Source organism: Sanguibacter biliveldensis, from assembly GCF_033798665.1.
In the GTDB taxonomy this organism is placed as follows: Bacteria; Actinomycetota; Actinomycetes; order Actinomycetales; family Cellulomonadaceae; genus Sanguibacter; species Sanguibacter inulinus.
Window position 1 is genome coordinate 4,241,321 of the sequence record NZ_CP138359.1, and the last position, 22,906, is coordinate 4,264,226.

General features: G+C 69.8%; 22 protein-coding genes. 6 read left to right on the forward strand and 16 right to left on the reverse strand.

Annotation, left to right across the window (positions count from 1 at the left end; genetic code table 11):
- Window positions 1-85 precede the first annotated feature (85 nt).
- The 5 genes from SANBI_RS18435 to SANBI_RS18455 all read left to right on the forward strand — a co-directional run bounded on the left by SANBI_RS18435 (window position 86) and on the right by SANBI_RS18455 (window position 4,604).
- On the forward strand, window positions 86-1,561 hold the full coding sequence (locus SANBI_RS18435; protein WP_319157658.1) for a dihydrolipoyl dehydrogenase family protein: 1,476 nt from the start codon (window positions 86-88) through the stop codon (window positions 1,559-1,561).
- A gap of 136 nt (window positions 1,562-1,697) precedes the next feature.
- The gene (locus SANBI_RS18440) at window positions 1,698-2,897 is read left to right on the forward strand and encodes a toxic anion resistance protein (protein WP_319157660.1); all 1,200 of its coding nucleotides are present in this window, start codon (window positions 1,698-1,700) and stop codon (window positions 2,895-2,897) included.
- Between the two features lie 73 nt (window positions 2,898-2,970).
- Entirely contained in the window at window positions 2,971-3,429 is a 459-nt protein-coding gene (locus SANBI_RS18445; protein ID WP_056134454.1) for a hypothetical protein, read from the forward strand.
- A gap of 9 nt (window positions 3,430-3,438) precedes the next feature.
- Entirely contained in the window at window positions 3,439-4,011 is a 573-nt protein-coding gene (locus SANBI_RS18450; protein WP_056134457.1) for a TerD family protein, read from the forward strand.
- Window positions 4,008-4,604: a hypothetical protein gene (locus SANBI_RS18455; RefSeq protein ID WP_179913320.1), complete on the forward strand. Its 597-nt coding sequence runs from the start codon at window positions 4,008-4,010 to the stop codon at window positions 4,602-4,604. The genes SANBI_RS18450 and SANBI_RS18455 overlap by 4 nt, the downstream gene beginning before the upstream one ends.
- 328 nt (window positions 4,605-4,932) lie before the next feature.
- Here SANBI_RS18455 and SANBI_RS18460 read toward each other — a convergent pair whose 3' ends face one another.
- The 3 genes from SANBI_RS18460 to SANBI_RS18470 all read right to left on the reverse strand — a co-directional run bounded on the left by SANBI_RS18460 (window position 4,933) and on the right by SANBI_RS18470 (window position 7,423).
- Complete coding sequence (locus tag SANBI_RS18460) at window positions 4,933-5,955, reverse strand: glycine betaine ABC transporter substrate-binding protein (protein WP_056134464.1); 1,023 nt, start codon at window positions 5,953-5,955, stop codon at window positions 4,933-4,935.
- 110 nt (window positions 5,956-6,065) lie between these two features.
- Window positions 6,066-6,752: an ABC transporter permease gene (locus SANBI_RS18465; protein WP_319157667.1), complete on the reverse strand. Its 687-nt coding sequence runs from the start codon at window positions 6,750-6,752 to the stop codon at window positions 6,066-6,068.
- A complete protein-coding gene (locus SANBI_RS18470) occupies window positions 6,749-7,423 on the reverse strand; it encodes an ABC transporter permease (RefSeq protein WP_056136295.1) in 675 nt (224 codons plus the stop codon). The genes SANBI_RS18465 and SANBI_RS18470 overlap by 4 nt, the downstream gene beginning before the upstream one ends.
- A gap of 113 nt (window positions 7,424-7,536) precedes the next feature.
- Between SANBI_RS18470 and SANBI_RS18475 the strand changes: the two genes are divergently transcribed.
- Window positions 7,537-8,601 carry an ABC transporter ATP-binding protein gene (locus tag SANBI_RS18475; protein ID WP_319157671.1) on the forward strand — a complete coding sequence of 355 codons (1,065 nt, stop codon included), beginning with the start codon at window positions 7,537-7,539 and terminating at the stop codon, window positions 8,599-8,601.
- A gap of 97 nt (window positions 8,602-8,698) precedes the next feature.
- Here SANBI_RS18475 and SANBI_RS18480 read toward each other — a convergent pair whose 3' ends face one another.
- The 13 genes from SANBI_RS18480 to SANBI_RS18540 all read right to left on the reverse strand — a co-directional run bounded on the left by SANBI_RS18480 (window position 8,699) and on the right by SANBI_RS18540 (window position 22,762).
- The gene (locus SANBI_RS18480) at window positions 8,699-9,283 is read right to left on the reverse strand and encodes a 1-acyl-sn-glycerol-3-phosphate acyltransferase (protein WP_408669725.1); all 585 of its coding nucleotides are present in this window, start codon (window positions 9,281-9,283) and stop codon (window positions 8,699-8,701) included.
- Between the two features lie 4 nt (window positions 9,284-9,287).
- Complete coding sequence (locus SANBI_RS18485; protein WP_319157673.1) at window positions 9,288-10,163, reverse strand: tetratricopeptide repeat protein; 876 nt, start codon at window positions 10,161-10,163, stop codon at window positions 9,288-9,290.
- 194 nt (window positions 10,164-10,357) lie between these two features.
- Window positions 10,358-11,134, reverse strand: a complete 777-nt coding sequence (locus SANBI_RS18490) for an alpha/beta hydrolase (protein ID WP_319157675.1) — start codon at window positions 11,132-11,134, stop codon at window positions 10,358-10,360.
- Window positions 11,135-11,191: 57 nt separating this feature from the next.
- Window positions 11,192-12,034 (reverse strand): pyridoxal kinase, encoded by an 843-nt coding sequence (pdxY, locus tag SANBI_RS18495; protein WP_319157677.1) that lies wholly within the window; start codon window positions 12,032-12,034, stop codon window positions 11,192-11,194.
- Between the two features lie 98 nt (window positions 12,035-12,132).
- A complete protein-coding gene (locus SANBI_RS18500; protein WP_319157679.1) occupies window positions 12,133-13,407 on the reverse strand; it encodes a M18 family aminopeptidase in 1,275 nt (424 codons plus the stop codon).
- A gap of 154 nt (window positions 13,408-13,561) precedes the next feature.
- A complete protein-coding gene (locus tag SANBI_RS18505) occupies window positions 13,562-13,828 on the reverse strand; it encodes a GlsB/YeaQ/YmgE family stress response membrane protein (RefSeq protein WP_056134489.1) in 267 nt (88 codons plus the stop codon).
- A 487-nt stretch (window positions 13,829-14,315) separates the two neighbouring features.
- Complete coding sequence (locus SANBI_RS18510) at window positions 14,316-14,954, reverse strand: Type 1 glutamine amidotransferase-like domain-containing protein (protein WP_319157682.1); 639 nt, start codon at window positions 14,952-14,954, stop codon at window positions 14,316-14,318.
- A gap of 226 nt (window positions 14,955-15,180) precedes the next feature.
- Window positions 15,181-17,391: an NADP-dependent isocitrate dehydrogenase gene (locus SANBI_RS18515; RefSeq protein ID WP_319157684.1), complete on the reverse strand. Its 2,211-nt coding sequence runs from the start codon at window positions 17,389-17,391 to the stop codon at window positions 15,181-15,183.
- A 114-nt stretch (window positions 17,392-17,505) separates the two neighbouring features.
- Window positions 17,506-19,383 carry a DUF2185 domain-containing protein gene (locus SANBI_RS18520; protein WP_319157686.1) on the reverse strand — a complete coding sequence of 626 codons (1,878 nt, stop codon included), beginning with the start codon at window positions 19,381-19,383 and terminating at the stop codon, window positions 17,506-17,508.
- Window positions 19,384-19,386: 3 nt separating this feature from the next.
- A complete protein-coding gene (locus SANBI_RS18525) occupies window positions 19,387-19,932 on the reverse strand; it encodes a hypothetical protein (RefSeq protein WP_319157688.1) in 546 nt (181 codons plus the stop codon).
- Between the two features lie 39 nt (window positions 19,933-19,971).
- On the reverse strand, window positions 19,972-22,062 hold the full coding sequence (locus SANBI_RS18530) for a GH-E family nuclease (protein WP_319157690.1): 2,091 nt from the start codon (window positions 22,060-22,062) through the stop codon (window positions 19,972-19,974).
- 34 nt (window positions 22,063-22,096) lie between these two features.
- Entirely contained in the window at window positions 22,097-22,405 is a 309-nt protein-coding gene (locus SANBI_RS18535; protein WP_319157692.1) for a hypothetical protein, read from the reverse strand.
- A 12-nt stretch (window positions 22,406-22,417) separates the two neighbouring features.
- On the reverse strand, window positions 22,418-22,762 hold the full coding sequence (locus SANBI_RS18540; RefSeq protein WP_056134513.1) for a hypothetical protein: 345 nt from the start codon (window positions 22,760-22,762) through the stop codon (window positions 22,418-22,420).
- Window positions 22,763-22,906 lie beyond the last annotated feature (144 nt).

The following is a 22,906-nucleotide window of genomic DNA, read 5'->3' on the forward strand; positions in this document are numbered from 1 at the left end:
GCGGGCCGGGCAGCCTCCTCCGGGCTGCGCCGCTCGCCCCGAGGGGCGACGATGGGCAGAGCCCACCGACACGAGGAGCACCCGCATGAGCGCCAGCACCGAGCACCAGCACGGCCAGACCACCGAGACCACCTTCGACGTGATCGTCGTCGGGGCCGGAGCCGTGGGCGAGAACGCCGCCGACCGCGCCGGGCGCACGGGCCTGAGCGTCGCCGTGGTCGAGGCCGAGCTCGTCGGCGGGGAGTGCTCCTACTGGGCCTGCATGCCCTCCAAGGCGCTTCTGCGTCCAGGTGCCGTGCTCGAGGCGGCCCGCGCTGTCCCGGGCGCAGCCGAGATGATCACCGGCACCCTCGACCCCGCGAAGGTCCTCGCGCGGCGTGACTCCTTCACCTCGGGCTGGGACGACTCGAGCCAGGTCGAGTGGCTCGACGGCGCCGGGATCGCGCTCGTGCGCGGCCGTGCGCGCCTGACCGGCCCCAAGACCCTCGACGTGACGACCGAGGACGGCTCCGTCACGACACTCACGGCCCGGCACGCGGTGATCCTCGCGACAGGCAGCGTCCCCGTCGTCCCGCCCGTCGACGGCCTCGCCGAGTCGAACCCCTGGGGCAGCCGCGAGGCCAGCTCGGTCAAGGACGTCCCCGCCTCGCTCGCGATCATGGGTGGCGGTGTGGTCGGCGTCGAGATGGCGACGGCCTTCGCCGACCTCGGCACGAAGGTCACGCTCGTGGTGCGCGGCGAGCGGCTGCTCGCCGCGAACGAGCCCTTCGCCGGGGACGCCGTGGCCGACTCCCTGCGCGACCTCGGCGTCGACGTGCGGCTGAGCACCGACGTCACGTCGGTCGAGGTCCACGACGACGGCACCCACCTCGTGACGTCCTCGGGCGGCTCGACCGAGACCGTCGTCGCCGAGAAGCTGCTCGTCGCCACGGGCCGCAAGCCTGCGACGGCCGACATCGGGCTGGAGGCCGTGGGGCTCACGGCCGGCGACCCGCTCACCGTCGACGACGCGATGCTCGTCGAGGGTGTCGAGGGCGGCTGGCTCTTCGCCGTCGGCGACGTGACCGGTCGTGTCGCGACCACCCACCAGGGCAAGTACGACGCCCGGGTCGCCGGCGACGTCGTGGCCGCGCGCTTCGGCGGCTCCGCCGAGGGCGAGCTCGACGCCCCCGACTGGAGCCGTTTCCGCGCGACGGCCGACCACCAGGCCGTTCCGCAGGTCGTGTTCTCGCGCCCGGAGGTCGCGAGCGTCGGGCTCACCGAGCAGGCCGCGAAGGACGCCGGGTACCTGGTCGACGTGTTCTCCTACGACCTCGGGTCGGTCGCCGGCGCGGCCGTCACGGCCGACGGCTTCACAGGCACGGCGCAGATCGTCGTCGACAGGGACCGCGGCGTGATCGTCGGGGCGACCTTCGTCGGGCCCGAGGTCGCCGAGCTGCTGCACGCCGCGACCATCGCAGTCGTCGGCGAGGTCCCCCTCGACCGCCTGTGGCACGCCGTCCCGTCCTACCCGACGGTCTCCGAGGTCTGGCTCCGCCTGCTGGAGGCCGCGGGTCTCTGACCCTGCTGGACGCCCGCCACCCGCACCCCGACGTGGGCAGACGGACCCATGCAGCTCCCCGTCGGGGCGCGGCGCCAAGCGGTAGAGTCGTGAGTCGATCAGCCTTCAGCCAGTGAGCCCACGAAGCGGAGTCCCCATGAGCGAGAGCACCCCCCTGACCCCTCCCGGAGCATCGCTGGTGCTCCAGCCGCCGGCGCCCGTCGCCGCGGTCCAGCCGGAGCAGGTCGGCGGCATGGTGCCCGTGCCGGACGCCAAGAAGGCAGAGCTCGCCGCGACGGCCGACGCCTACGCCGCAGAGCTCGCGACGCTCACGCCCAACAGCCCCGAGCTCCAGGCGAAGATCACCGAGATCACGACCCTGGGCCGGGACGAGATCCAGGGTGCCGCCAACGCGTCGAACCGCATGCTCGAGCGGCCCGCGTCGGCGCTCGCCGCCGCGAAGGGCAGCGGAGACGCCGGAGACGCCCAGGCCCGGGTCGCCAAGACGCTCACCGACCTGCGCTTCCAGGTCGAAGACCTCACGCCCAACCGCGCCGACCTCACGGGCGCACGCAAGATCCTCGGCTTCATCCCCGGCGGGTCGAAGATCGCCCGGTACTTCGACCGCTACAAGTCGGCCCAGGTGCAGCTCGACTCGATCACCCGCGCGCTCGAGTCAGGCCAGGACGAGCTCCGCAAGGACAACGCGTCGATCGAGCAGGAGAAGGTCAACCTCTGGACGACCATGGGCACGCTCTCCGAGTACGCCGTGCTCCTCGGCGGCCTCGACGCAGCGGTCGAGAAGAAGATCGCCGAGGTCGAGGTCTCCGCGCCCGACACCGCCAAGGCCATGCGCTCCGACGTGCTGTTCGCCGTCCGTCAGCGCCGCGAGGACATCCTCACCCAGCTCGCCGTGTCCGCGCAGGGCTACCTCGCGATGGACATGGTGCGTGCCAACAACGTCGAGCTCATCAAGGGCGTCGACCGCGCCCGCACCACGACGCTCTCCGCGCTGCGCACAGCCGTGATCGTCGCCCAGGCGCTCACCAACCAGCGTCTCGTGCTCGACCAGATCACCGCGCTCAACCGGACGACGAGCGACCTCATCGCCTCGAACGCCGAGATGCTCAAGACCACGTCGGCGGACATCCACCGCCAGGCCGCAGCCTCGACCATCGAGATCGACAAGCTCGAGAAGGCCTTCCAGGACGTCTTCGCGACCATGGACGCGATCGACACCTTCCGTGCCGAGGCCGCGTCGAGCATGGCCGTGACGATCACCTCCCTCGAGGGCCAGATCGAGCGGGCTCAGCCGTACCTCGAGCGGGCGCAGAGCCGGCCCGAGATCACGTCCTGACCGATCCGCTCCTGACCCAGCCGCCACCCGCCCAGCGGGTCGGCACCACGCACGCACCGACGAGGACGAACCGATGAGCTGGTTGTTCGGACGACGGTCGCAGCCCGTCCCGGACACCCCGGCGCCGGCCGCCGAGCCGGAGCCGCAGGTGCCCTTCCACGACACCATGGAGGGGCACCTGCGCGGGCTGTTCGCCGCCGCGAAGCAGAGCGGCGCAGCGCTCCCCGTCCCCGCGTCGATCGTGCTGTTCTCGATGCTCGACAACCTCAACGAGCTGCTCGACCACACGCTCGTCGCACCGCCGACCCTCGACGAGCAGATCGCCATCGAGTTCATGATCAAGGACTACATCCCCTCGACCGTCAACGCGTTCCTGGCGTCGCGGGCCGAGCGCGCCACCCGGGAAGAGCTGCTGCTCAGCCAGCTGCGTCTCCTCGACGGCCGGGTGCACTCGATGGTCACCGCGGTCTACGCGCACGACAACGCGCAGCTCGAGATCAACGGCCGGTTCCTCCGCGAGAAGTTTGGGTGACTCACACACATGCCTGCCATCACGCTCGTCAAGGGCGCCAACGCCTCCGTCACCCACAACATCCCGACCGCGACCACCATCACGGTCGGGTTCTCGTGGGACGTCGTGCAGAGCAACGGCCCCGCCACGGAGGTCGTGCCCTGCGCGATCGCCTGCGGCCAGGACGGCCTCGCCGTGTCGTCGCAGCACGTCGTGTTCTTCAACCAGATGCTCAGCCCCGACGAGGCCGTCTCGTACGAGCCTGACGGGTCGCTGCCCGGCGGCGACGTCGAGCAGATCGAGGTCGACCTGCAGCGCGTCCCGTCGAACGTCATGAGCATCGCGCTGATCCTCTACGTCAACCCTGACCTGCGTCAGCCCGGCACCTTCGACAGCGTCCGCGGCTGCGTGGTGCGGATCCTCGACAGGGCCGGGTCCGAGGTCATCCGCTACCCGGTCGAGGCCGCAGACCTCGGCGCGACGAGCGCCGTCGTCGCAGGCGAGCTCTACCGCCGCCAGAACGAGTGGAAGTTCCGGGCGATCGGCCAGGGCTTCGCAGGCGGTGTGGCCGACGTCGCGCACAACTTCGGCTTCGACCTGTGAGCGGCACCCCTCTCGACTCCTTCGTGCGTCGGCGCCCGCCGCGACGCCCTGACGCCTCGGCGGCGGTCGCCGCGCCGTCAGCCGTCCGGCTGAGCATCGGCACCCCGGCCGCGGCGAGCCACGAGCCCGAGCCGCCGGCCCGCTCGATCCCCCGGGTGTCCGGGACAGGTCGGCTGGAGCCTCGTCAGCCGATGCTCGCGCTCAGCAGGTTCCAGAGCGCGATCGGCTCCCTCCAGGTGGTCGTCGGCGGCGACGTGACCGGGATGGACGTGCTGTGGGAGCTCGACGACATGCGACAGGGCAGCGTCGAGACCGCTCCGCTCGACGCCGGACGGCGCCCGCTGGTCTCCTACGACCGCATGCCCGGCTTCGTGCTCGGTCTGCGGCACTCGCGCGGCCTGCGACGGGTCCTGTTCTACCTGCCGAGCACGTCGTCGGTGACCGTCAACCTCTACGGCGGCACGACCATCGCCTGCGACCCGAGCATCACGGTCCTGGCCGTGTACCAGCACGACGGCCGCATGCACCTGCGCTACGACGGCGAGCCCTACCCCACCCTCGGCACCGTCAAGGCGGCCTACGGCTTCGCCTGACCCGTGGGCACCCTGCCCTGCCCTTGCCCTGCACTGGAAACCAACGCCACCCCGCCCCAGCCCTTCCCCACCCCGCGAAGTCGCACCTGGTGCACCAAGGTCGTACCAGGAGCGCCGAGGTCGTACGGACACGCCAAGATCCATGCCTCTCGGAGCACTTCTGGCGTGTCTGTACGACCTCGGCGCAGCGTGGACGACCTGGTCGGTCGGGGAACGTGAGTGAGGTGGTGGGTCCGGAGCGGGGCGCGCGGCTCCTGCACGCGCGAGGGCCCGGTCCGCCGTCCCTCTCAGGACGTGCGGGCCGGGCCCTCGGTGGTGACTCGAGCCGTCAGCTGGTCGCGAGCGACGGGTCGCTCGAGAGGATCAGGCCGACGGTGATGTTGCCCTGGCGCAGGGCGTCCTTGGTGAGGTTGCCACCGGCGTCGAGCGAGACGAACTCGCCGACCTCGAGGCCGTAGGTCTCCTCGAGACCGAGCTGGCAGAACGCACGCTCGGGGCACTCCGGCGGTCCGCCGAGGACGACGTCGCCGCAGGTGGTCGCGAGGTCGGTCAGCGTCGTGATGCCGTACTCCTCGGCGAAGGCCGCGGTCACCGCGAAGGCGTTCTGGTCCTGCGCGTCGGCCGGCGTGCCGAAGACGAGCCCGACCTCTTCACCGAGGGTCGTCAGACCCTCGACGGTCGCGTCGAGGTCCGTCGTGGCGACGGGCTCGGGGTTCTCGCCGTTGACCTTGGCGTTGAGGAACTCCGTCAGGGTGCTCACGTACTCGGGGATCACGGTGATCGCACCGGACTCGAGGTCCGTCAGGTACAGCTCACGGTTGCCGACGTCCTGCGTCTTGGCGTCGTAGCCTGCGGCCTTGAGCACCTCGACGTAGAGGTTCGCGAGGGTCTGGCCCTCGGAGAAGTTCGGTGCACCGACGATGACCTCTGCGCCGTCACCGACGGACTCCGGCGAGCCGAGGTCGTTGGCCGCGATGAAGTCCGCAGCGGCCTGCTGCGAGGTCTGACGGTCGACGTCGACGGCCTTGTTGAGGTCGACGAGCGCCGGGGTGTCCAGGACGGCCGAGACCGTGTCGAGGGTCGCGACGATGTCGGCGTTCTCACCGGCTGCGGCCGCGTTGACGGCCGGGATGATGTTGTCGGGGTTCTGGAGGGTCTTGTCGTCCTCGAGCCCGACGAAGGTGTCGCCGGGGACGGGGTCGCAGACCTCGAGGTTCGAGGCGGCTGTCGGCGTCGAGGCCGACGAGGTGCCCGAGCCGCTCGAGGAGCCAGGGTCACCGCAGGCAGCGAGGACGAGGACGAGCCCCAGCGCTGCCGCGGTCGTGGTCATGGTCGTGCGACGAGCGCGCATGGTGTCTCCAGGGTAGAGAGGTCGAAGGTCTAGTGGACCGCGACGCCAGGTGCAGGGCAACCGGGCGGGGCGCGGATTCGGTATCGCTCTGATAACGGTCTGTGGGCCGGTCAGGACCCTTGCAAGGCTCGGACCGGTGCGGGGGTGAGCAGTCGCTGCCCGAGGGCGAGCAGGCCCTCGACCACCAGGCAGAGCAGCGCGACGATCACGCCACCGGCCAGCACCTGGCCGTAGCGCTGCGTGCCGAAGCCCTGCGTGATGATGATGCCGAGGCCGCCGCCGCCCACCAGGGCGGCCAGCGGGATGGTCGCGATCACCTGGACGACGGCTGTGCGCAGCCCTGAGGTGATGAGCGGCAGGGCGAGCGGGAGCTCGACCTGCAGCAGCACCCGCGGGCCGGACATGCCGATGCCTGTGGCCGCGTCGCGGATGTCCGCGTCGACGCTGCGCACTCCCTCGTAGGTGTTCGCGAGGATCACCGGCAGCGCGAAGATCGCCGCCGCGTAGACGGTCGGGGTGTTGCCGAAGCCGACGCCTGTCGACGCGAAGATGGTCAGCAGCGCGAAGGTCGGCAGCGCACGCGTGACGTTGGTGAGGACCACCGTCGAGGTGCCGAGCCTCGCCGCGCGGCGGCTGTGCCCGAGGACGACCCCGAGCGGCAGCGCGACGACCGAGGCGAGCAGGACGGCCTGCAGCGTCATGACGAGGTGCTCGCCGGTCAGGGCGAGGATGCCGCCCTTTCCCGACCAGTTGAGGGGGTCGTTGAGCCACGCGATCGCGGCTTCGATCTCGTTCATCGTGCGCTCACCGCCGCTCGTGACCAGGGTGTGACGAGCCTGCCGACCAGGTAGAGCACGAGGTCGATCGTCAGGCCGAGGGCGAGACAGAGCAGCGTCGCCGTCATGATCTGCGCGTGGTAGCCGCTCGTGAACCCGCGGAACATGAGCTGCCCGAGCCCGCCGTAGCCGATGACGACACCGACGGTCACGAGGGCGACCGTGCTCACCGACGCCAGCCGAAGACCGGTGATCACCGCGGGGAGTGCGTTGGGGAGCTCGACGGTGAAGAGCATGCGCCACCGCCCGTAGCCCAGGCCGCGGGCCGCGTCGGTCACCGCAGGGTCGACGCCGCGCAGCCCGACGAGGGTGTTGCGCACGAGCAGCAGCAGCGCGTAGAGGACGAGCCCCAGCAGCACAGTCGTCCGACGGTCCCGGATGAAGGGGTAGACGACCGCGAAGAGCGCGAGGGAGGGGATCGTGTAGAGCACGCCTGTCGTCGCGACGAGCGGCCCGGCGAGGCGGGGCCAGGCGTGGGCGAGCGCGGCGAGCGGGATCGCGACGACGAGAGCGATGGCGATCGCCTGGAGCGTGAGGGTGACGTGCTCACCGAGATACCGGAGGATCTCGTCCGAGTTGTCCTGCACGTACTGCCAGGACAGCCACGGGTTGGCTGGCTGCTCGGGAGTCATCTGCCCGACGGTACCGGCTGCCGCCGACACCGGCGCGGGCAACGAGGGTGACCTCTGTCGCCCCCGGGCTCCAGCCCGCGCCGGTGTCGGGACTTCCCGGTAGCGTCGTCGCCATGAGCAGCGCACGGACGTCCCACCACGGCACCGACCCCAAGAGCGGCGGCGCGTCGAGCGTCGCGCCAGGCGACGTCCTCATCCGCTTCGAGGACGTCCGCAAGGAGTTCCGCAACCAGACCGTCGCGGTCACCGACCTCGACCTCGAGGTCCGCAAGGGCGAGCTGCTGGTCCTCGTAGGTCCGTCGGGCTGCGGAAAGTCGACGACCCTGCGCATGGTCAACCGCCTCGTCGAGCCGACGGGTGGCCGGATCACCCTCGACGGCGAGGACATCATGAGCACCGACGCCGTCGCGCTCCGTCGCCGTGTCGGCTACGTGATCCAGCACGTCGGGCTGTTCCCGCACCGCACCGTCGCGCAGAACGTCGCCACGGTCCCGGGGCTCGTCGGGTGGGACCGCAAGCGGACGAAGGCGCGCGTCGAGGAGCTGCTCGCCCTCGTCGGGCTGGCACCTGAGACCTACTCCAAGCGCTTCCCGCACGAGCTCTCTGGCGGCGAGCGCCAGCGCGTGGGTGTGGCCCGGGCTCTCGCGGTCGACCCACCCGTCCTGCTCATGGACGAGCCCTTCGGTGCCGTCGACCCCGAGGGCCGCCGACGTCTGCAGAGCGAGTTCCGCCGCATCCAGTCCGAGCTCGGGACGACGGTCATGCTCGTCACCCACGACATCGACGAGGCCGTCCAGCTCGGCGACCGCGTGGCGGTCTTCAGCAAGGGTGGCGTGATCGAGCAGATCGACACCCCCCTGCGGCTGCTGTCCCAGCCCGCGAACGACTTCGTCGAGAACTTCATCGGTTCCGGTCGGTCGATGCGCATGCTCGGCCTCGGGCACGTGTCTCGCGACGACCTGCGTCCCCTCGAGCACGTGCACCCCGGGGCGACTCTCGCGTCGATCCCGCTCGGCACGTCCCTCGACGAGGCCTTCGCCGAGCTCGCCGTCTCCGAGACCGGTGGCGTGCTCGTCACCGACGGCAGCGAGACCGTCGGACTGCTCACCGCAGACGACCTGCTCGCGTCGCTCAGGCGCCTCGTCGCCGAGGACCACCGCGACGCCGTAGCCGGCTGACCGCTCGTCGGGACGGCACCCGTCGTCGCGCTCAGAGTCCCTGAGGTCGTGTGCTCGACGACGATGCGCCGCCGCGGGACCGCGCCGCCGTGAGGCGTCAGCCGTCTGTCGGCTGGTCTTCTTCGCGCAGGCGAGGTTCTGTCCGGCGCGAGGGAGTGTGGCCGGCCTTGTCCGCGTAGAAGGCCCGGACGAGCTCCATGTCCGCACGGATGTCGCCGCTCGGGGTGAAGGTCGGCCCGAGACCGGCGGTCATGGTCGTCCGGTCGACGTAGCCGAGCGTGACGGGCAGCCCTGCCTCACGGGCGATCCGCAGGAAGCCTGACTTCCAGTACTCGCCTTTGCTGCGCGTGCCCTCGGGCGTGACGACGAGGTAGAACTTCTCCCCCGCGGCGACACGGGAGACGAGCTCGTCGACGAGCCCTGCCGGTGCCCGACGGTCGACCGGGATCCCGCCGAGGGCGCGCATCAGCCAGCCGAAGGGCGGCTTGAACAGCGTGTGCTTGCCGAGGTACCGCACAGGCACACCCGCGCGGGCCGTGATGGCGAGCATGTGGATGAAGTCCCAGTTGGACGTGTGCGGGGCCCCGACGAGGATGCCCGCCCCGTCCCGGTCGATCGGCTCGGTCTTGAGCGTCCAGCGGCTCAGCGACCAGTAGACCCGTGCGACGTGCTCGCGGATCACCAGGTCACCGCGGTCCGGTGCTGCCGGAGTACTCGCCCCGAGCCAGCTCGTAGGCGACGTCGGCCTGGTCCGTACGCCCTGCGGCTGTGTAGATCTCGGCGAGCGCGACGAGGCACGCGCCGGCCGGGCGGTGGAGCCCGAGGTCGGTGTAGGCCTCGCGGGCTGCCGTGTAGTCGGCCTCTGCGTCGTCGAGGCGCTCGGCGGCGTGCCGGGTCGCGCCGCGGCCGGCGAGGGCGTCAGCGCGCTGACGGGCCAGGTCCAGCTCGGTGTAGATGTCCAGGGCGGCGGTGTAGCTCGTGTCGGCCTCGGCCAGGTGACCGGTCTCGCGGAGCACGAGCGCCAGTCCGGCCGCGCAGTCGGCGACGCGCGAGCGGAGCTGGTGCTTCTCGTAGAACGTGAGGGCCGCGGTGTACGCGGTGGCGGCCTCGTCGAACCGGGTGGCGGCCGCGAAGATCCCGCCGAGGCTGAGCTGCGCACTGGCGGTCTCGCGCTCGAGACCGAGGGCCGTGTAGGTCTCGCGGGCCTCGACGTAGGCGGTCTCGGCCTCGGCCAGGCGCTCAGCGGCGCCGTGGGCGAGCCCGAGGTTCATGAGGCACCCGGCGACCTGGCGGGTCAGCCCGGCAGCCCTGTAGACCACGAGCGCCTCGGCGTACGCGACACTCGCCTCGGCGCCTCGTCCGGTGTCCCAGAAGACATCTCCGAGGCCCACGGCGGCGGCGGCAGCCTCGAGGGAGTGGCCGTTCGCGACGAAGTAGTCGCGGGCTAGCGTCCAGCCGCGCTCGGCCGTCGGGTAGTCCTGGGCACCGTACGCCTCGGCGGCGTCACGGGACACGTCGTCTGCGGCACCGCGGTGCGCGTCGAGGGGGAGGCTGCGATCCATGGCGACGACTGTACGGGACCGGAGATGTGACGATGACCACGCTGCGGGTGATTTGTGGACGACGAGAGCCGGACAGGGTGCGCGACGGTCGAGGTCCGGTCCGCACGGCCCTCACCAGCACGTCCACGGCTGGTTCGACCGTGACCACCTGGGAGCGCCGGACGGTGACACTGTCGGACGCGCGGTGCGCCGATCTAGCGCAGCGGCAACCACGCGAGCACGTCCTGGATGGTCGTGTCCCACAGCCCCCAGCTGTGGTCGCCAGGGCGCAGGTCGACGGTGACCGGGACGCCGTGCCTCGCGGCGGTATCACGGAAGTCGAGGTTCGACTGGAGCAGGAAGTCCTCGGTCCCGCACATCTGGTAGAGCGCGGGCAGAGTCGCGGGGTCGACGGTGCTCAGCAGGTGCAGCAGGTCGGAGTCGGCGCCCCGCACGGAGGTGTCGCCGTAGACCTTGCGGAGCACCTCGAATCCCTCGCCCCGCTCGAGGACGGCCTCGTGGAGGGACGCGACGTCGAGGGCGCCCGACAGGCTGGCGGCTGCGGCGATCTGCTCCGGCTTGCGCAGCGCCCACTGGAACGCGCCGTAGCCACCCATCGACAGCCCGGCGACGAAGGTGTCCTCGCGGCGGTCGGAGAGGTGGAAGAAGGACCGCGCGAGGACGGGCAGCTCTTCGGTGAGGAAGGTCCAGTACGGGTCGCCGTAGACCTCGTCGGAGTAGAAGCTCTTGGCCACCTGCGGCATGACCACGGCGATGCCCAGCTCGGTCGCATAGCGCTCGATCGACGTGCGGCGGGCCCAGGTGGTCGCGTCGTCGCTCAGTCCGTGCAGCAGGTAGAGGGTCGGCGTCGCGCCTGCCCGCTCGGTCCCCTCCATCCCGATCTGGGAGTGGGTGCGCTGCGGCAGCACCACCGTCATGGTGGTGCTCAGACCGAGCACGTCGGAGAAGAAGTCGCACGTCACGAGAGCCATGGACGACAGCCTAGGACGGGTGAGGTCTCGACGACCTGTCGTCCACAGGGCCCGGTCTCAGCGCGCAGCCGGCTCCCACCCGGTCGGCGGCAGCAGCAGGTGCCGTGACACCTGCTCGGCCGTCCAGCGCAGCGCGCGCGAGACGGCGTCTGCCGCGTCGCGCGCCGCGTCGGGCAGCGTCGCGCCCGAGGCGAGCGCGGCGGTCAGCGCACCGTTGAAGAGGTCACCTGTGCCGTTGGGGGCGTCGGACTCCTTGATCGACGGCACCCGAGTCACGCTCTCGCGCTCGACCACCACGGTCTCGATGACGCCGGGCTCGGTGTCGACGAGGTAGCACCCGGTGACCACGACACCGTGCTGGACCGGCCCGATCAGGGTCCGGGCAGCGGCGGCGAGGTCGTCGACGGAACCTTCCCCCGGTGCTGCGACGGCCAGCCCGGAGACGAGCAGCCCGAGCTCGAACTGGTTCGGGGTGAGGACGTGCGCCCGGTGGGCCAGCTCGTCGCGCAGGACGTCGACCACCCCCGGTGCGACGAAGACCCCGGACCCGGTGTCTCCCATGACGGGGTCGCAGACGTAGACGATCCCGGGGCCGGCGACGAGCGCCCTGTCGACGAAGGCCGCGACAGCCTCACCGGTCTCGCGAGAGCCGAGATATCCGCTCACCACGCACACGGTGTCGTCGAGCACCCCGTGCTCCTCGAGGCCGAGCAGCAGGTCGGCGACCAGGGCCGGGTCGGTGACCCGACCACGGAAGCGTCCGTGGCCCGGGTGGTTGGAGAACAGGACCGTCGGGACCGCGAGGACCGTGAAGCCGGCGTCCTGCATCTGCGGCACGGCTGCGGCGTTGCCGACGTGGCCGGCCACCACCTGGCTCTGGATCGAGACGATCGTGCTCACCGTGCGGCTCCTCGTGGTCCTGCCCTCCGGCAGGGTCGTGTGTGCGGCTGACGTCAGTCGTCTGCCGTGCTGTCCGGGTCGCTCCCCCGGTCCGGGTCTCAGCCGGCGAAGAAGGCACCGACCGCGGCGGCGAGGCCGTGCAGGTCGTCGACGTGCGCGAGCTCGCGGGCCGAGTGCATCGACAAGAGCGGGACGCCGACGTCGACGGTCCGGATCCCCAGCCTGGTGGCTGTGAGGGGTCCGATGGTCGAGCCGCAGGGCACCGTGTTGTTGGAGACGAACTCCTGGTACGGCACACCGGCCGCCGCACAGCTGCGTGCCCAGAGCGCGGCGCCGTGGGCGTCGGTCGCGTAGCGCTGGTTGGCGTTGATCTTCAGCAGCGGCCCACGCCCGGCGACGGGCTGGTTCGCGGGGTCGTGCTTCTCCGGGAAGTTCGGGTGGACCGAGTGGCCCGCGTCTGCCGAGAGGCACCACGACGCGGCGTAAGCCTGGAGCCGCTGCGACGTGGTCGCCCCGAGCGTCGCTCCGACGCGGGTGAGGATGTCGTCGAGGAAAGGTCCGGACGCACCCGAGCGGGTCTCCGAGCCGAGCTCTTCGTGGTCGAAGGCCGCGAGCACGCTGACGTGGTCTGCGCTGGGCTCGTGGGCTGCGCCGAGCAGGGCGTGCAAGCCTGCGAAGACCGACGTGAGGTTGTCCATGCGCCCCGCTGCGAAGAGGGCGTCGTCGAGCCCGAAGCGCGCGGGGGCGGCGGTGTCAGCCGTGAGGATGTCGTAGCCGACGATCTCGTCGCCGCTCAGGCCGGCCAGGCCCGCGAGGAGACCGAGGAGGTCGGCCTGCGACCTGTCGCCGACGCCGTAGACCGGCTGCGTGTGCCGCTGGCGGTCGAGGGTCAGACCGTTGTTCGCGTCGCGGTCGAGGTGGATCGCGAGCTGCGGGATCCGCAGGAACGGCCCGGTCCGCACGAGGACCTCGCGACCGTCGGCCGTGACGAGGCGACCGGCGAGCTCGAGCTCGCGGTCCAGCCAGGAGTTGAGCAGAGGGCCGCCATAGACCTCGACCCCGGCCTGCAGCCAGCCGTGCGAACCGGTGGTCGGCTTCGGCTTGAGCTTGAAACCGGGCGAGTCGGTGTGGGCACCGAGGATGCGGAAGGGCGTCGTGGGGCCGGCCTGCTCCGGTGCGACCCACGCGATGATCGCGCCGTCGCGGACCACGTAGGCGCGCTGCTCGGCTGCGGACCAGGCGTCGGTCTCCTCGAGACGGACGAAGCCGGCCTCGTCCAGGCGGCGGGCCGCCTCGGCGGCGGCGTGGTACGAGGACGGGCTGGCCGCGATGAAGGCGGCGAGGTCTGCGACGTAGTCGGCTGCTGTCTGCATCCATCCATCAAATCACGCGCGCACTGTGCCCCCTGCCCACGCCCGCGTGCAGACGCTGCGACGGCCCGGGGTGCCGGATCTCTCCGGACGCACAGGAGGACCCCGCCGTCCGGCGGGGTCCTCCTGTGTGGTGCGGGTGACGCTGTGCTGGATGTCAGCGGCGCGTGCGCTTGCCCGTGATCGAGGTGTAGATGAAGAGCACGACGACCGAGCCGAGGATCGCGAGGAGCCAGGTGCGGATCTCGAAGAACCCGCCGAGGTCGGTGTCGAGGAAGAAGCTGCCGAGCCATCCACCGACGATGGCGCCGACGATGCCGAGGATCAGCGTGGCGAGCCAGCCGCCGACAGCGCGGTCCTTGAGCAGCGCCTTGGCAATTGCTCCGCAGATGAGACCGACGACGATGTAACCAAGAATGCCCATGACAACCTCCAGAAAGAATGTGTTCGGTTGAACCGTGAACCAGTGTTCCAGGGTTCTCCCAGGTTCGCCCGGTGAACGACGATGACGACCGTCACACGACCATTTTCTGTTGGGATCTTGCGGCTCGTGCGGGTGAGACGACTCCCAGGCCCCGTTCAGGATGCGCACCCCTCGGGGCACTGCTATACCTATATCAACGCCGCGGAGACGCAGCGTGCCATTCCCCTGTGAATAGCGTCGAGCCTGACGAGAGTCAGGCAGCCCTCTGGGGTTCGGCGGGTGCCACACCTCGTGCCGGTGAGACACCCGCCGACGCTGGGGACGCAGCGCGTGACGACCCCGCGCCCCTCATGTCACCGCAGGTGGAAGCACTGCTCCCCGGGCACGAGCCCGCATCCCGCCTACTCGGTCGTCTGCATCCCGAGCCCGCACCTGGCTGTCGCACGGGCGAGGGATAGCAGCACAGCGACGATCAACCCAGCGCCGCTCAGCCCAGCGGCGACGGGACGATCGTCGCGACGCCGTCGACGACGAGCAGCGCCTGGTCGTCGTCGATCCGCTGGATCGGGAACCGCTGGCCATAGGTGGAGACGATCTTGTCGACGAGGCTCGTCGGGTACGGCGGCAGCTGACCGTCGGCGTGCGGCAGGAGGACGGCGTCGACGAGCCCGAGCCCACGCGTGGAGTCGAGCTGCGGGGCCTCCGAAGGGTCGTCCATGAGGCCCAGCGGCTCGATGTCCGAGCCGGCGACCGCGGCACCAGCGCTCGCACCGAGGTACAGCATCCCGTCGTCGAGCAGCTGCGGGAGGATCTCGTCCAGCCCTGACCGGCGCAGGTGGTGCAGCAGCACGAAGGTGTTGCCACCTGCCAGGTAGATCGCGTCGAGGCCCGTGACCGCTGCAGCGAGAGCGTCCCCGTCGAGGACCGTCAGATCGATCTCGACAAGGTCGAGCCCGAAGCCCGTGAGGGCCTGGCGGTCTGCGTCGACCCACGGGGCCGAGGGGTAGATGCTCGTCGCCGCGGCGACGAAGCCGACGCGGGGCGCGCCCGACGCGGGCCGGCCATTCGCCTCGAAGAATCCGGGGACTGCGCCGAGGCCTGCTGAGAGGAGGAGAGCGGAGATCATGCTCCGAGCGTCTCACGCGCCACCGACGCCTGCCGGTCACCGCAGAGCACGGGCGACACTCCGCCTGCTCTCTGGCGCACCGCCATCACGCCCCGTGATGCCGCCCTCCACGCCGGACTCCCCCACCGCACCGAGACACCGTCGGCGCCGAACGCACAGGGCCCGGTCTGGGCGAGCTCGTCAAGAGCTCGCCCAGACCGGGCCCGTCACGGGTGCATCAGCCGCGTCAGAGCGAGGCGAGAGCCTTCGTGAAGGTGGCCGACGGACGCATCACGGCGTCTGTCTTGGCAGCGTCCACCTTGTAGTACCCGCCGATGTCGGCCGGCGAGCCCTGGACCGCGATGAGCTCGTCGACGATCGTCTGCTCGTCGGCGCGCAGCGACGCCGCGAGCGGCCCGAAGGCTGCGGCGAGGTCGGCGTCGTCGGTCTGCTGCGCGAGCTCTTCGGCCCAGAACAGCGCGAGGAAGAAGTGCGAGCCACGGTTGTCGATCGTCCCGAGCTTGCGGCCCGGCGACTTGTTCTCGAGCAGGAACGTGCCGGTGGCACGGTCGAGCGTCGCGCCGAGGACGCGGGCCTTCTCGTTGCTGTTCACGTCGGCGAAGTGCTCGAGGCTGGCCGCGAGCGCGAGGAACTCGCCGAGGCTGTCCCAGCGGAGGTAGTTCTCCTCGACGAGCTGCTGGACGTGCTTCGGGGCGGAACCACCGGCTCCGGTCTCGAAGAGCCCACCGCCGTTCAGCAGCGGCACGATCGAGAGCATCTTGGCGCTCGTGCCGAGCTCGAGGATCGGGAAGAGGTCCGTGTTGTAGTCGCGCAGCACGTTGCCGGTCACCGAGATGGTGTCCTCGCCACGGCGGATGCGCTCGACCGAGAGCGTCGTGGCCTCGGCGGGTGCGAGCACGCGGATGTCGAGCCCGGCGGTGTCGTGCTCAGGCAGGTAGGCCTCGACCTTCTTGATGAGGTTGGCGTCGTGGGCACGCTTCTCGTCGAGCCAGAAGATCGTCAGCGTCCCGGTCGCGCGGGCGCGGTTGACGGCCAGCTTGACCCAGTCACGGATGGCCACGTCCTTGGTCTGGCAAGCGCGCCAGATGTCACCGGCACGCACCTCGTGCTCGAGCAGAGCCTCGCCCGCCTGGTTGACCACGCGGACCGTGCCGGCCTCGGGGATCTCGAAGGTCTTGTCGTGCGAGCCGTACTCCTCGGCCTTCTGCGCCATGAGCCCGACGTTGGGGACAGTGCCCATGGTCGTCGGGTCGTAGGCTCCGTTGGCGCGGCAGTCGTCGATGACAGCCTGGTAGATGCCGGCGTAGCTCGAGTCGGGGATCACCGCGATGGTGTCCTGCTCGCTGCCGTCCGGGCCCCACATGTGGCCCGAGGTGCGGATCATGGCAGGCATGGACGCGTCGACGATGACGTCGCTCGGCACGTGCAGGTTGGTGATGCCCTTGTCGGAGTTCACCATCGCGAGGCGCGGTCCGTCGGCCAGGCCCTTGTCGAAGGCTGCGCGGATCTCGTCGCCGTTCGGCAGGGCGGCGAGGCCGTCGAGGATGCCACCGAGACCGTTGTTCGGGCTGAGGCCTACGGCCTCGAGGTCCGCGCCGTACTGCTCGAAGACGGCCGGGAAGAACGCGCGGACGACGTGGCCGAAGATGATCGGGTCGGAGACCTTCATCATCGTGGCCTTGAGGTGGACCGAGAACAGGACGTCCTCGGCCTTGGCGCGGGCGATCGCCTCGGCGAGGAAGGTGTGGAGCTCGGCGACGTCGAGGAAGGACGCGTCGACGACCTCTCCGGCGAGGACCTTCACGCCCGGGTGCAGGACGGTGACGTCGCCAGCGGCGTTGACGTGCTCGATGCGCAGGACGTCGTCGGCACCCAGGACGACAGACTTCTCGTTGGAGAAGAAGTCGTCGTGGCCCATGGTCGCGACGTTCGTCTTGGACTCGGGGGTCCAGGCGCCCATGCGGTGCGGGTTCTTGCGCACGTACTCCTTGACGGAGAGCGGCGCGCGACGGTCCGAGTTGCCCTCGCGGAGCACAGGGTTCACGGCGGAACCCTTGATCTTGTCGTAGCGCGCGCGGACGTCCTTGTCGGCGTCGGTCTGGGGGTCGTCCGGGTGGTCGGGCAGGTCGTAGCCCTGAGCCTGGAGCTCTGCGATAGCGGCCTTGAGCTGCGGCAGCGACGCCGAGACGTTGGGTAGCTTGATGATGTTGGCCTCGGGCGTCGTCGCGAGGGCGCCGAGCTCAGCGAGGGCGTCGCCGATCCGCTGCTCTGCGGTGAGGCGCTCGGGGAAGGCCGCGATGATGCGGCCGGCGAGGGAGATGTCGCGCGTCTCGAGCTCGACACCGGCGGTCCCGGCGAAGGCGCTGACGACGGGGAGGAACGAGTGCGTGGCCAGCATGGGCGCCTCGTCGGTGTACGTGTAGATGATCTTGCTCATCGTCGGGCAGCTCCTTGAGGTGGCTCTGGGCGAACTTGTCTTGATATCAAGATACATGGGTTGGGGTCGCGGCGGGGGGCTCGGTGGGCCTGGGTGGGGCCACACAGGAGAGCGTCAGCGGGCGAAGGCGTCGACCATGTCGAACAGCGGCCCCGGTGAACGCTGGGTCTCGATCTGGTAGATCGCCGAGGCCGGGAGGATCGTGAAGTAGTCCCCAGCCTCGGTGAACCGACCGACGAAGGGTCGGCCGACGTAGGGGTTGTTGCCGTGGGCATCGCCCGGGTGGAGCACCCAGGTCCCCTCGGAGGCCCTCAATGCCACCTCGCCCAGGTACGCCACATAGGCATCCTTGAGGGGCCCGGAGCCCTGCCAGTGCAGCAGCCCGGCGTCGATGTCGTCGACCGCGAGCGCTGCCAACGTGCTCAGCGACGCCCGGCTGAGGTCGAGCATCGGGCCTCGGTCACCTGCCCACGACTGCAGGTCCCTCACCAGGCCCGGGACGCGCGCGATCCACGCGGCGGCCTCGGGGGAGATCGGCGGGGCCTCGGTCACCAGCCCCGGGACGGGGTCTCGACGCGGACGCCAGCCAGGCGCCTCGGTCGCGCGGCGTTCGGCGACCTGGCGTGACTGACCGTCCCAGATGCTCGTGAGGACGTTCCCGCTGCGGCGGTTCAGGACTGTCGACAGCAGGTGGAAGGGCGAGACAGGAGTTCTGTTCTCGCGGTCGAACCGCACCACGGGCCGGCCAGAGTAGATGAAGGTCGGGTTGTGGTCGACGGACCACCCTCCGCCGGCCACCCGGAGAAAGGTCTCGCCGATGTACCGCACGGCGCCGTCGGTGAAGTCGAGGTCAGCCGCGTCCACGAAGGACTGGTGGTCCGGCCACATGTCGAGGACGTACTGCTCCAACCCCGCCAGGGACTCCCGGGTGTACCCGCCGGTCCACTCCCTCGGGGTGATGAAGTCCTCGAACCGTGCGAGCCTCGGGTGCATCGCCTCGAGCCAGTCCTGGAACTGCTCCGCCTGCTCCGGCGTCACGTGTGCTTTGTCGGCGCCGGTCAGGCGCGGGTCGGCCACAGGCGTCGGTGCGTCCACCCGCTCGCTGGCGTAGCGGCGGACGATCTCGACGAGCTCGTCGGCAGACCTGGACACCACGAGAGCGTCGACGGCACGTTCCGGCAGCATCACGCGGGCCGCACCCGTCTCGTCGCGACGCTCGATGAAGGGACGCCCGACCAGACTGTTGCCCTGGTCGAGAGGCCTGTCTTCGACCGACATGAACACCCAGTCTCCCCCACCGGCCCGCAGCGCGACCTCTCCGACGTAGGCCACGTAGGCGGCCTTGGCCGTGCCGTGGTCCACCGGGCGGATGTACCCCCGATCGGCGTCTTCGACAGCCAGGTGGGCGACGGTCGCCAGCGACCCCACGCTCAGGTCGAGGAGGTCTGCGTGCTTCCCGGCGCGTGCCCACAGCGCCGCGATGAGCTCCGGGACGCGCTCCTCCCACTCGACGAGAGCCTGCGGGGTCGGTCGGGCGCCGGTGGCATCCCTCGGTGGCGCGGCCTGCCCAGCATGGGAGTTCGCCCGCTCAGGCTCCCGCTCAGCGTCCCGGGGCACTCCGAAGCTCGTCGTCGGGGCCGGGACATCGGGCACGTAGAAGCTCTCCGGCGGGATCTCGCGGCCCGACGCCGTGTCGACGATCTTGATACCGGCACCCTCGTCGACCAGCTGCAGGTCCGACCCCACAGGGAAGTCGTAGATCCCGATCAACGCAGGCTCGATCGCACATATGTCGTTGAACGGCAAGATCTGCAGGTTCGACGCGTCCGCCAGATAGTCCGAGGTGTCGACGTGCGAGAAGATCCGCCACCCGTTGTCGGCGGGCGCCTGAGAGTTCTCACGCACCATCCACCGCACCCGACCAGCACCACTCACCACATTCTTCGACACCAAGCACGCACCCGAGTCAGGGATGAGCTCCGGAACAGCCACGACTCACACGTCTCGCTCAGGGAGCACGATGCCGCGTTCCGTCAAGTACTGCTCCACCCTCGCGAGAAGCCCCGCACGACGCGGCCCGTTCCGCCTCACCATCTCCAGGGTCGACCACCCGCGGTACCCGCGCTTCAGCAGATCCAGGTCGGGGCGCGCGAAGAACACGTCATAGAAGGGCGCTAGCTCCTCGTCGGTGAACTTGGCGGTTCCCGCGAGGGTCTGCAGGGGCGTGCCCCAGCGGGTTGACACCCCATTGACGTCGGCCCCTGCGATGAGAATCTCGCGAAGCAGTTCGGGCTCGCGCTCGAAGTCATGGGAAAGCTGTCCGAGCAGGACGTGTACCACCGAGACACGCTCGGAACCGAAGACTCTCGTCACGTCCGCGCCGTCTAGAAGACACTGTCCGGCGATGACAACTCGCGCCTGAAGATCTTCGTTCGACACGGCCCCTCTCAGAGCAGTCGTCGGATCCATGATGCGCGGCCCGAACTGTTCGAAGAACTTGCGCGCGTCCCAATATTCCGCTGCTTCGTCAACCTCGGCCATCCCCGCTCCTCTCTTCCTCTCATCAAACGCGCTCGGATGTCATTCGAAGCGGTGAGATCTGTTGACGTCCCAGAACTCGACTCGGTAGTTCTTCACGTTTCGGTACTCGCGCAGGAACCTCTCTTTCGTGATCTCGTGCCCGAGATAACGCTCAAGCAGATCACTGTAGCTCTTACCAGGCACGTGGCCCATGTCCCAGACCTTGTCGCGCGATGTCGACGGATCCCAGACAACCGGCTCCAAGTCGCCTTTCTCATTCATCGCGTATACGACGCCGTCCGGCGACTTAGAGCGCTCCCAGACCTTCATCACCTGGTCGGGCGCGTACGCAGGCCGATGGTTCGCGTACGGCAGCCTGTCGCCGTTCCCGTCGTAACCGTAGCTGTTCGGCTCGCCACGGGCAGGCAGATCTCCGGGAGCTGTTCGGCCTGAACCTGGGTTCTCCGCAACCCACTCCCCTTCGCCCTCGTCCCACTTCAGGTGCCACCTACGCTCCCCGTTCGGCCCGTCAGGGCGCAGAGGCTCACCGGTCCTGTGATCGACAGGACGCCCGGCCTCGTCAACCGGTGCTCGCTCGTACGCCGCCCGTGGGTCATCACCCGTGGGTCGCACCGGGGCTTGGTTCTGGTTGACGGTCTCCCGGCGGCTGGTCTCCGGATCGAAAGGCTTACCCGGCTGCGCCCGATCAGCGAGCCACGTCTCGGACCCGGGTCGCACGACCGACTCTCCGGGGATCGGGACATCCACCCGCACAGATCCGTCCACGGCAGCGATCAGCCCGGCCGTCCTCGGCACCGTCACCCCCGACCCGAGGTGAAGCACGCGTGGACCGGTGGTCACCGCGTTGACACCGGTCCTGACCACCCACGACCCACCCGGCACAGCGAAGTCAGCCGCACCCGCGACGACGCGGGCCGCCTTGCCACCGGTGCCGGTCACCTTGACTGCCGCACCGGCCGGGATGAAGAAGGTCCCCACGTTGAGGAGCGTCTCGACACCCGTGGCAAGCCCGTCGTCCGTCCACCGGTGCCATACGTCGTCCGGCCTGCTGCCGTCGTAGCCGACGACCGAGCCCCACCCGCTCTTCGCGAGGTTCAGCTGCTCGTTCATGAACGCGTCAGCCGGGTCGTCGCTCTCCCCCGACGCAGCCCGCGCCGCAGCCTCGCGGTTGCTGACGTTCATCGAGAGCGACGTCGCGAACAGCAGGCTCCCCATGCCCGTCCAGCTCTGGCTGTAGACCTCCCCCTCGAAGTAGCCTCCCGTCTCGCGGTTGCGACCCAGGATGAGCATGGCACCGTCCGCAAGCACGTCAGAACCCCAGGAAGACGTCGTGTGGCCGACGGTCTCGTGGCAGTTTCGCTCCTCCGACCGTGCCTGCCCCCAGGGCATCGACACCGCCGAGTCGATGCCGGGCCCGACCGGCACGACCTGCGCCGGTGGTCCGGGCGTGAGCGGCGCAAGGGGCGTGAACTCCTGCAATGCGTTGACGTCGTTCGCGCACTGTGCGGCCGCGGTGGAGACCTCCACCCGGAACGCCTGGAACTCCTCCATGAAGGCGTCGTTGCGAGCCACCGTCGCGCCGTCCTCGACCCACGGCACCACAGTCGTGTCCTGGTCGAGACGGCTAGCCCACCGCAGTCCCGCCATCGCGTAGTCGCCCAGGCCCGGACCCTTACCCTCGAGCACGGGGACCGTCACACCGTTGATCACCTCAGCCCTGAAGGTCGCCGCCCGCGCCTCGAGGGCCGCAAGCCTCGGCTTGATCCCTTCCAAGGCGCTGGCGTAGGTCTCGAGGTGGCGTGCCATCGCGTCGAGCGTGGTCTTGAAGTCGTCGGCCGCCTGCTCCGCCGGGCTCATCAGGGCGTAGACCCGCTCCTGCTCGGGAGCCTCGTACCCCTCCGGCAGCCCGGACCACGTCGAGCTCATCGACGCCGTCTCGTCGTGCACGGTCGTGGCCATGCTCCTGAGGGCGGTCGCCGACCCGTAGATCGTCGAGGTGTCGATGTCAGCAGCACGGATGTCGAAGAGGTCGGGGTTGAGCTGTCCCCCTGCTAGATACGTCGACGCTGCGTCACGCAGCGCGCAGGCCTCGGCGACCACGCACACCAGCGCGTCACCGAGACCTGTCACTTCTCGTCCGAGCCCGGGGCTCAGTCCAGGAGGCTCAGTCCGGGATGTAGGAGGCTGCCTGCTGCAGCCCGCGGCGGGCGATCTCGTCGTTCTCCGACAGAGACGTACGGATCGCAGAGATGATGCCCTTGACCTCGGTACCAGCGGTGTTCCACTGGGCCTCCATCGCCGCATACCTGTCGCTCACACCGTCGGCCGAGTACACGGCCATCGCGTTCTTGACATCCATGTCACGACGAGCCAGCGCCGCCTCGAGCGCACCGGCAGCACGCTCGAAGTTCGACTGAGCCGCCTGCGACGAGCTGATGTCGTAGTCGTTACGATCCATCTGGTTGCTGGACATGACGATCCTCCTCTAGGCCCGGGGGGCGAACTTGGACGTGTCGGCACCCTGGAAGTCAGCGGAGCCCTCAGCAGAACGGTGCTGGTCAGCACCCTCGTCAGCAGCAGTCGTGAACGCCAGGTTCTGACCACCGATCGACTCCGTGATCCCCACCAACGCATTGTTGAGGATCGAAGAGATGTCGTCCGTGCGCTCCTTGAAGCTGATGAACGACGCCTTGGCCACACCGTTGAACGTGGACTCCAGAGGCTCCGCAGCCTCCTTCAGGTTCCGCACCAGCTGACCCAAGTCATCAGACTCCGTCGCCGTCTTCTGCCCGAGCACCTGCAGTGCATCGGCTTCCATCGCGAACTTCATGGTTCTCTCCCCCTGCGAATTCCAGAGCCACCTCACGTGGGCAGCCAGGCTCACCCTAGAAAAGGACGCACTCCATCACGATGGGGAGAAGTGCCCTCCCGGGGAGAAAGGGGGGGGGGGAAGAACCCGCTCAGACGTGCAGCC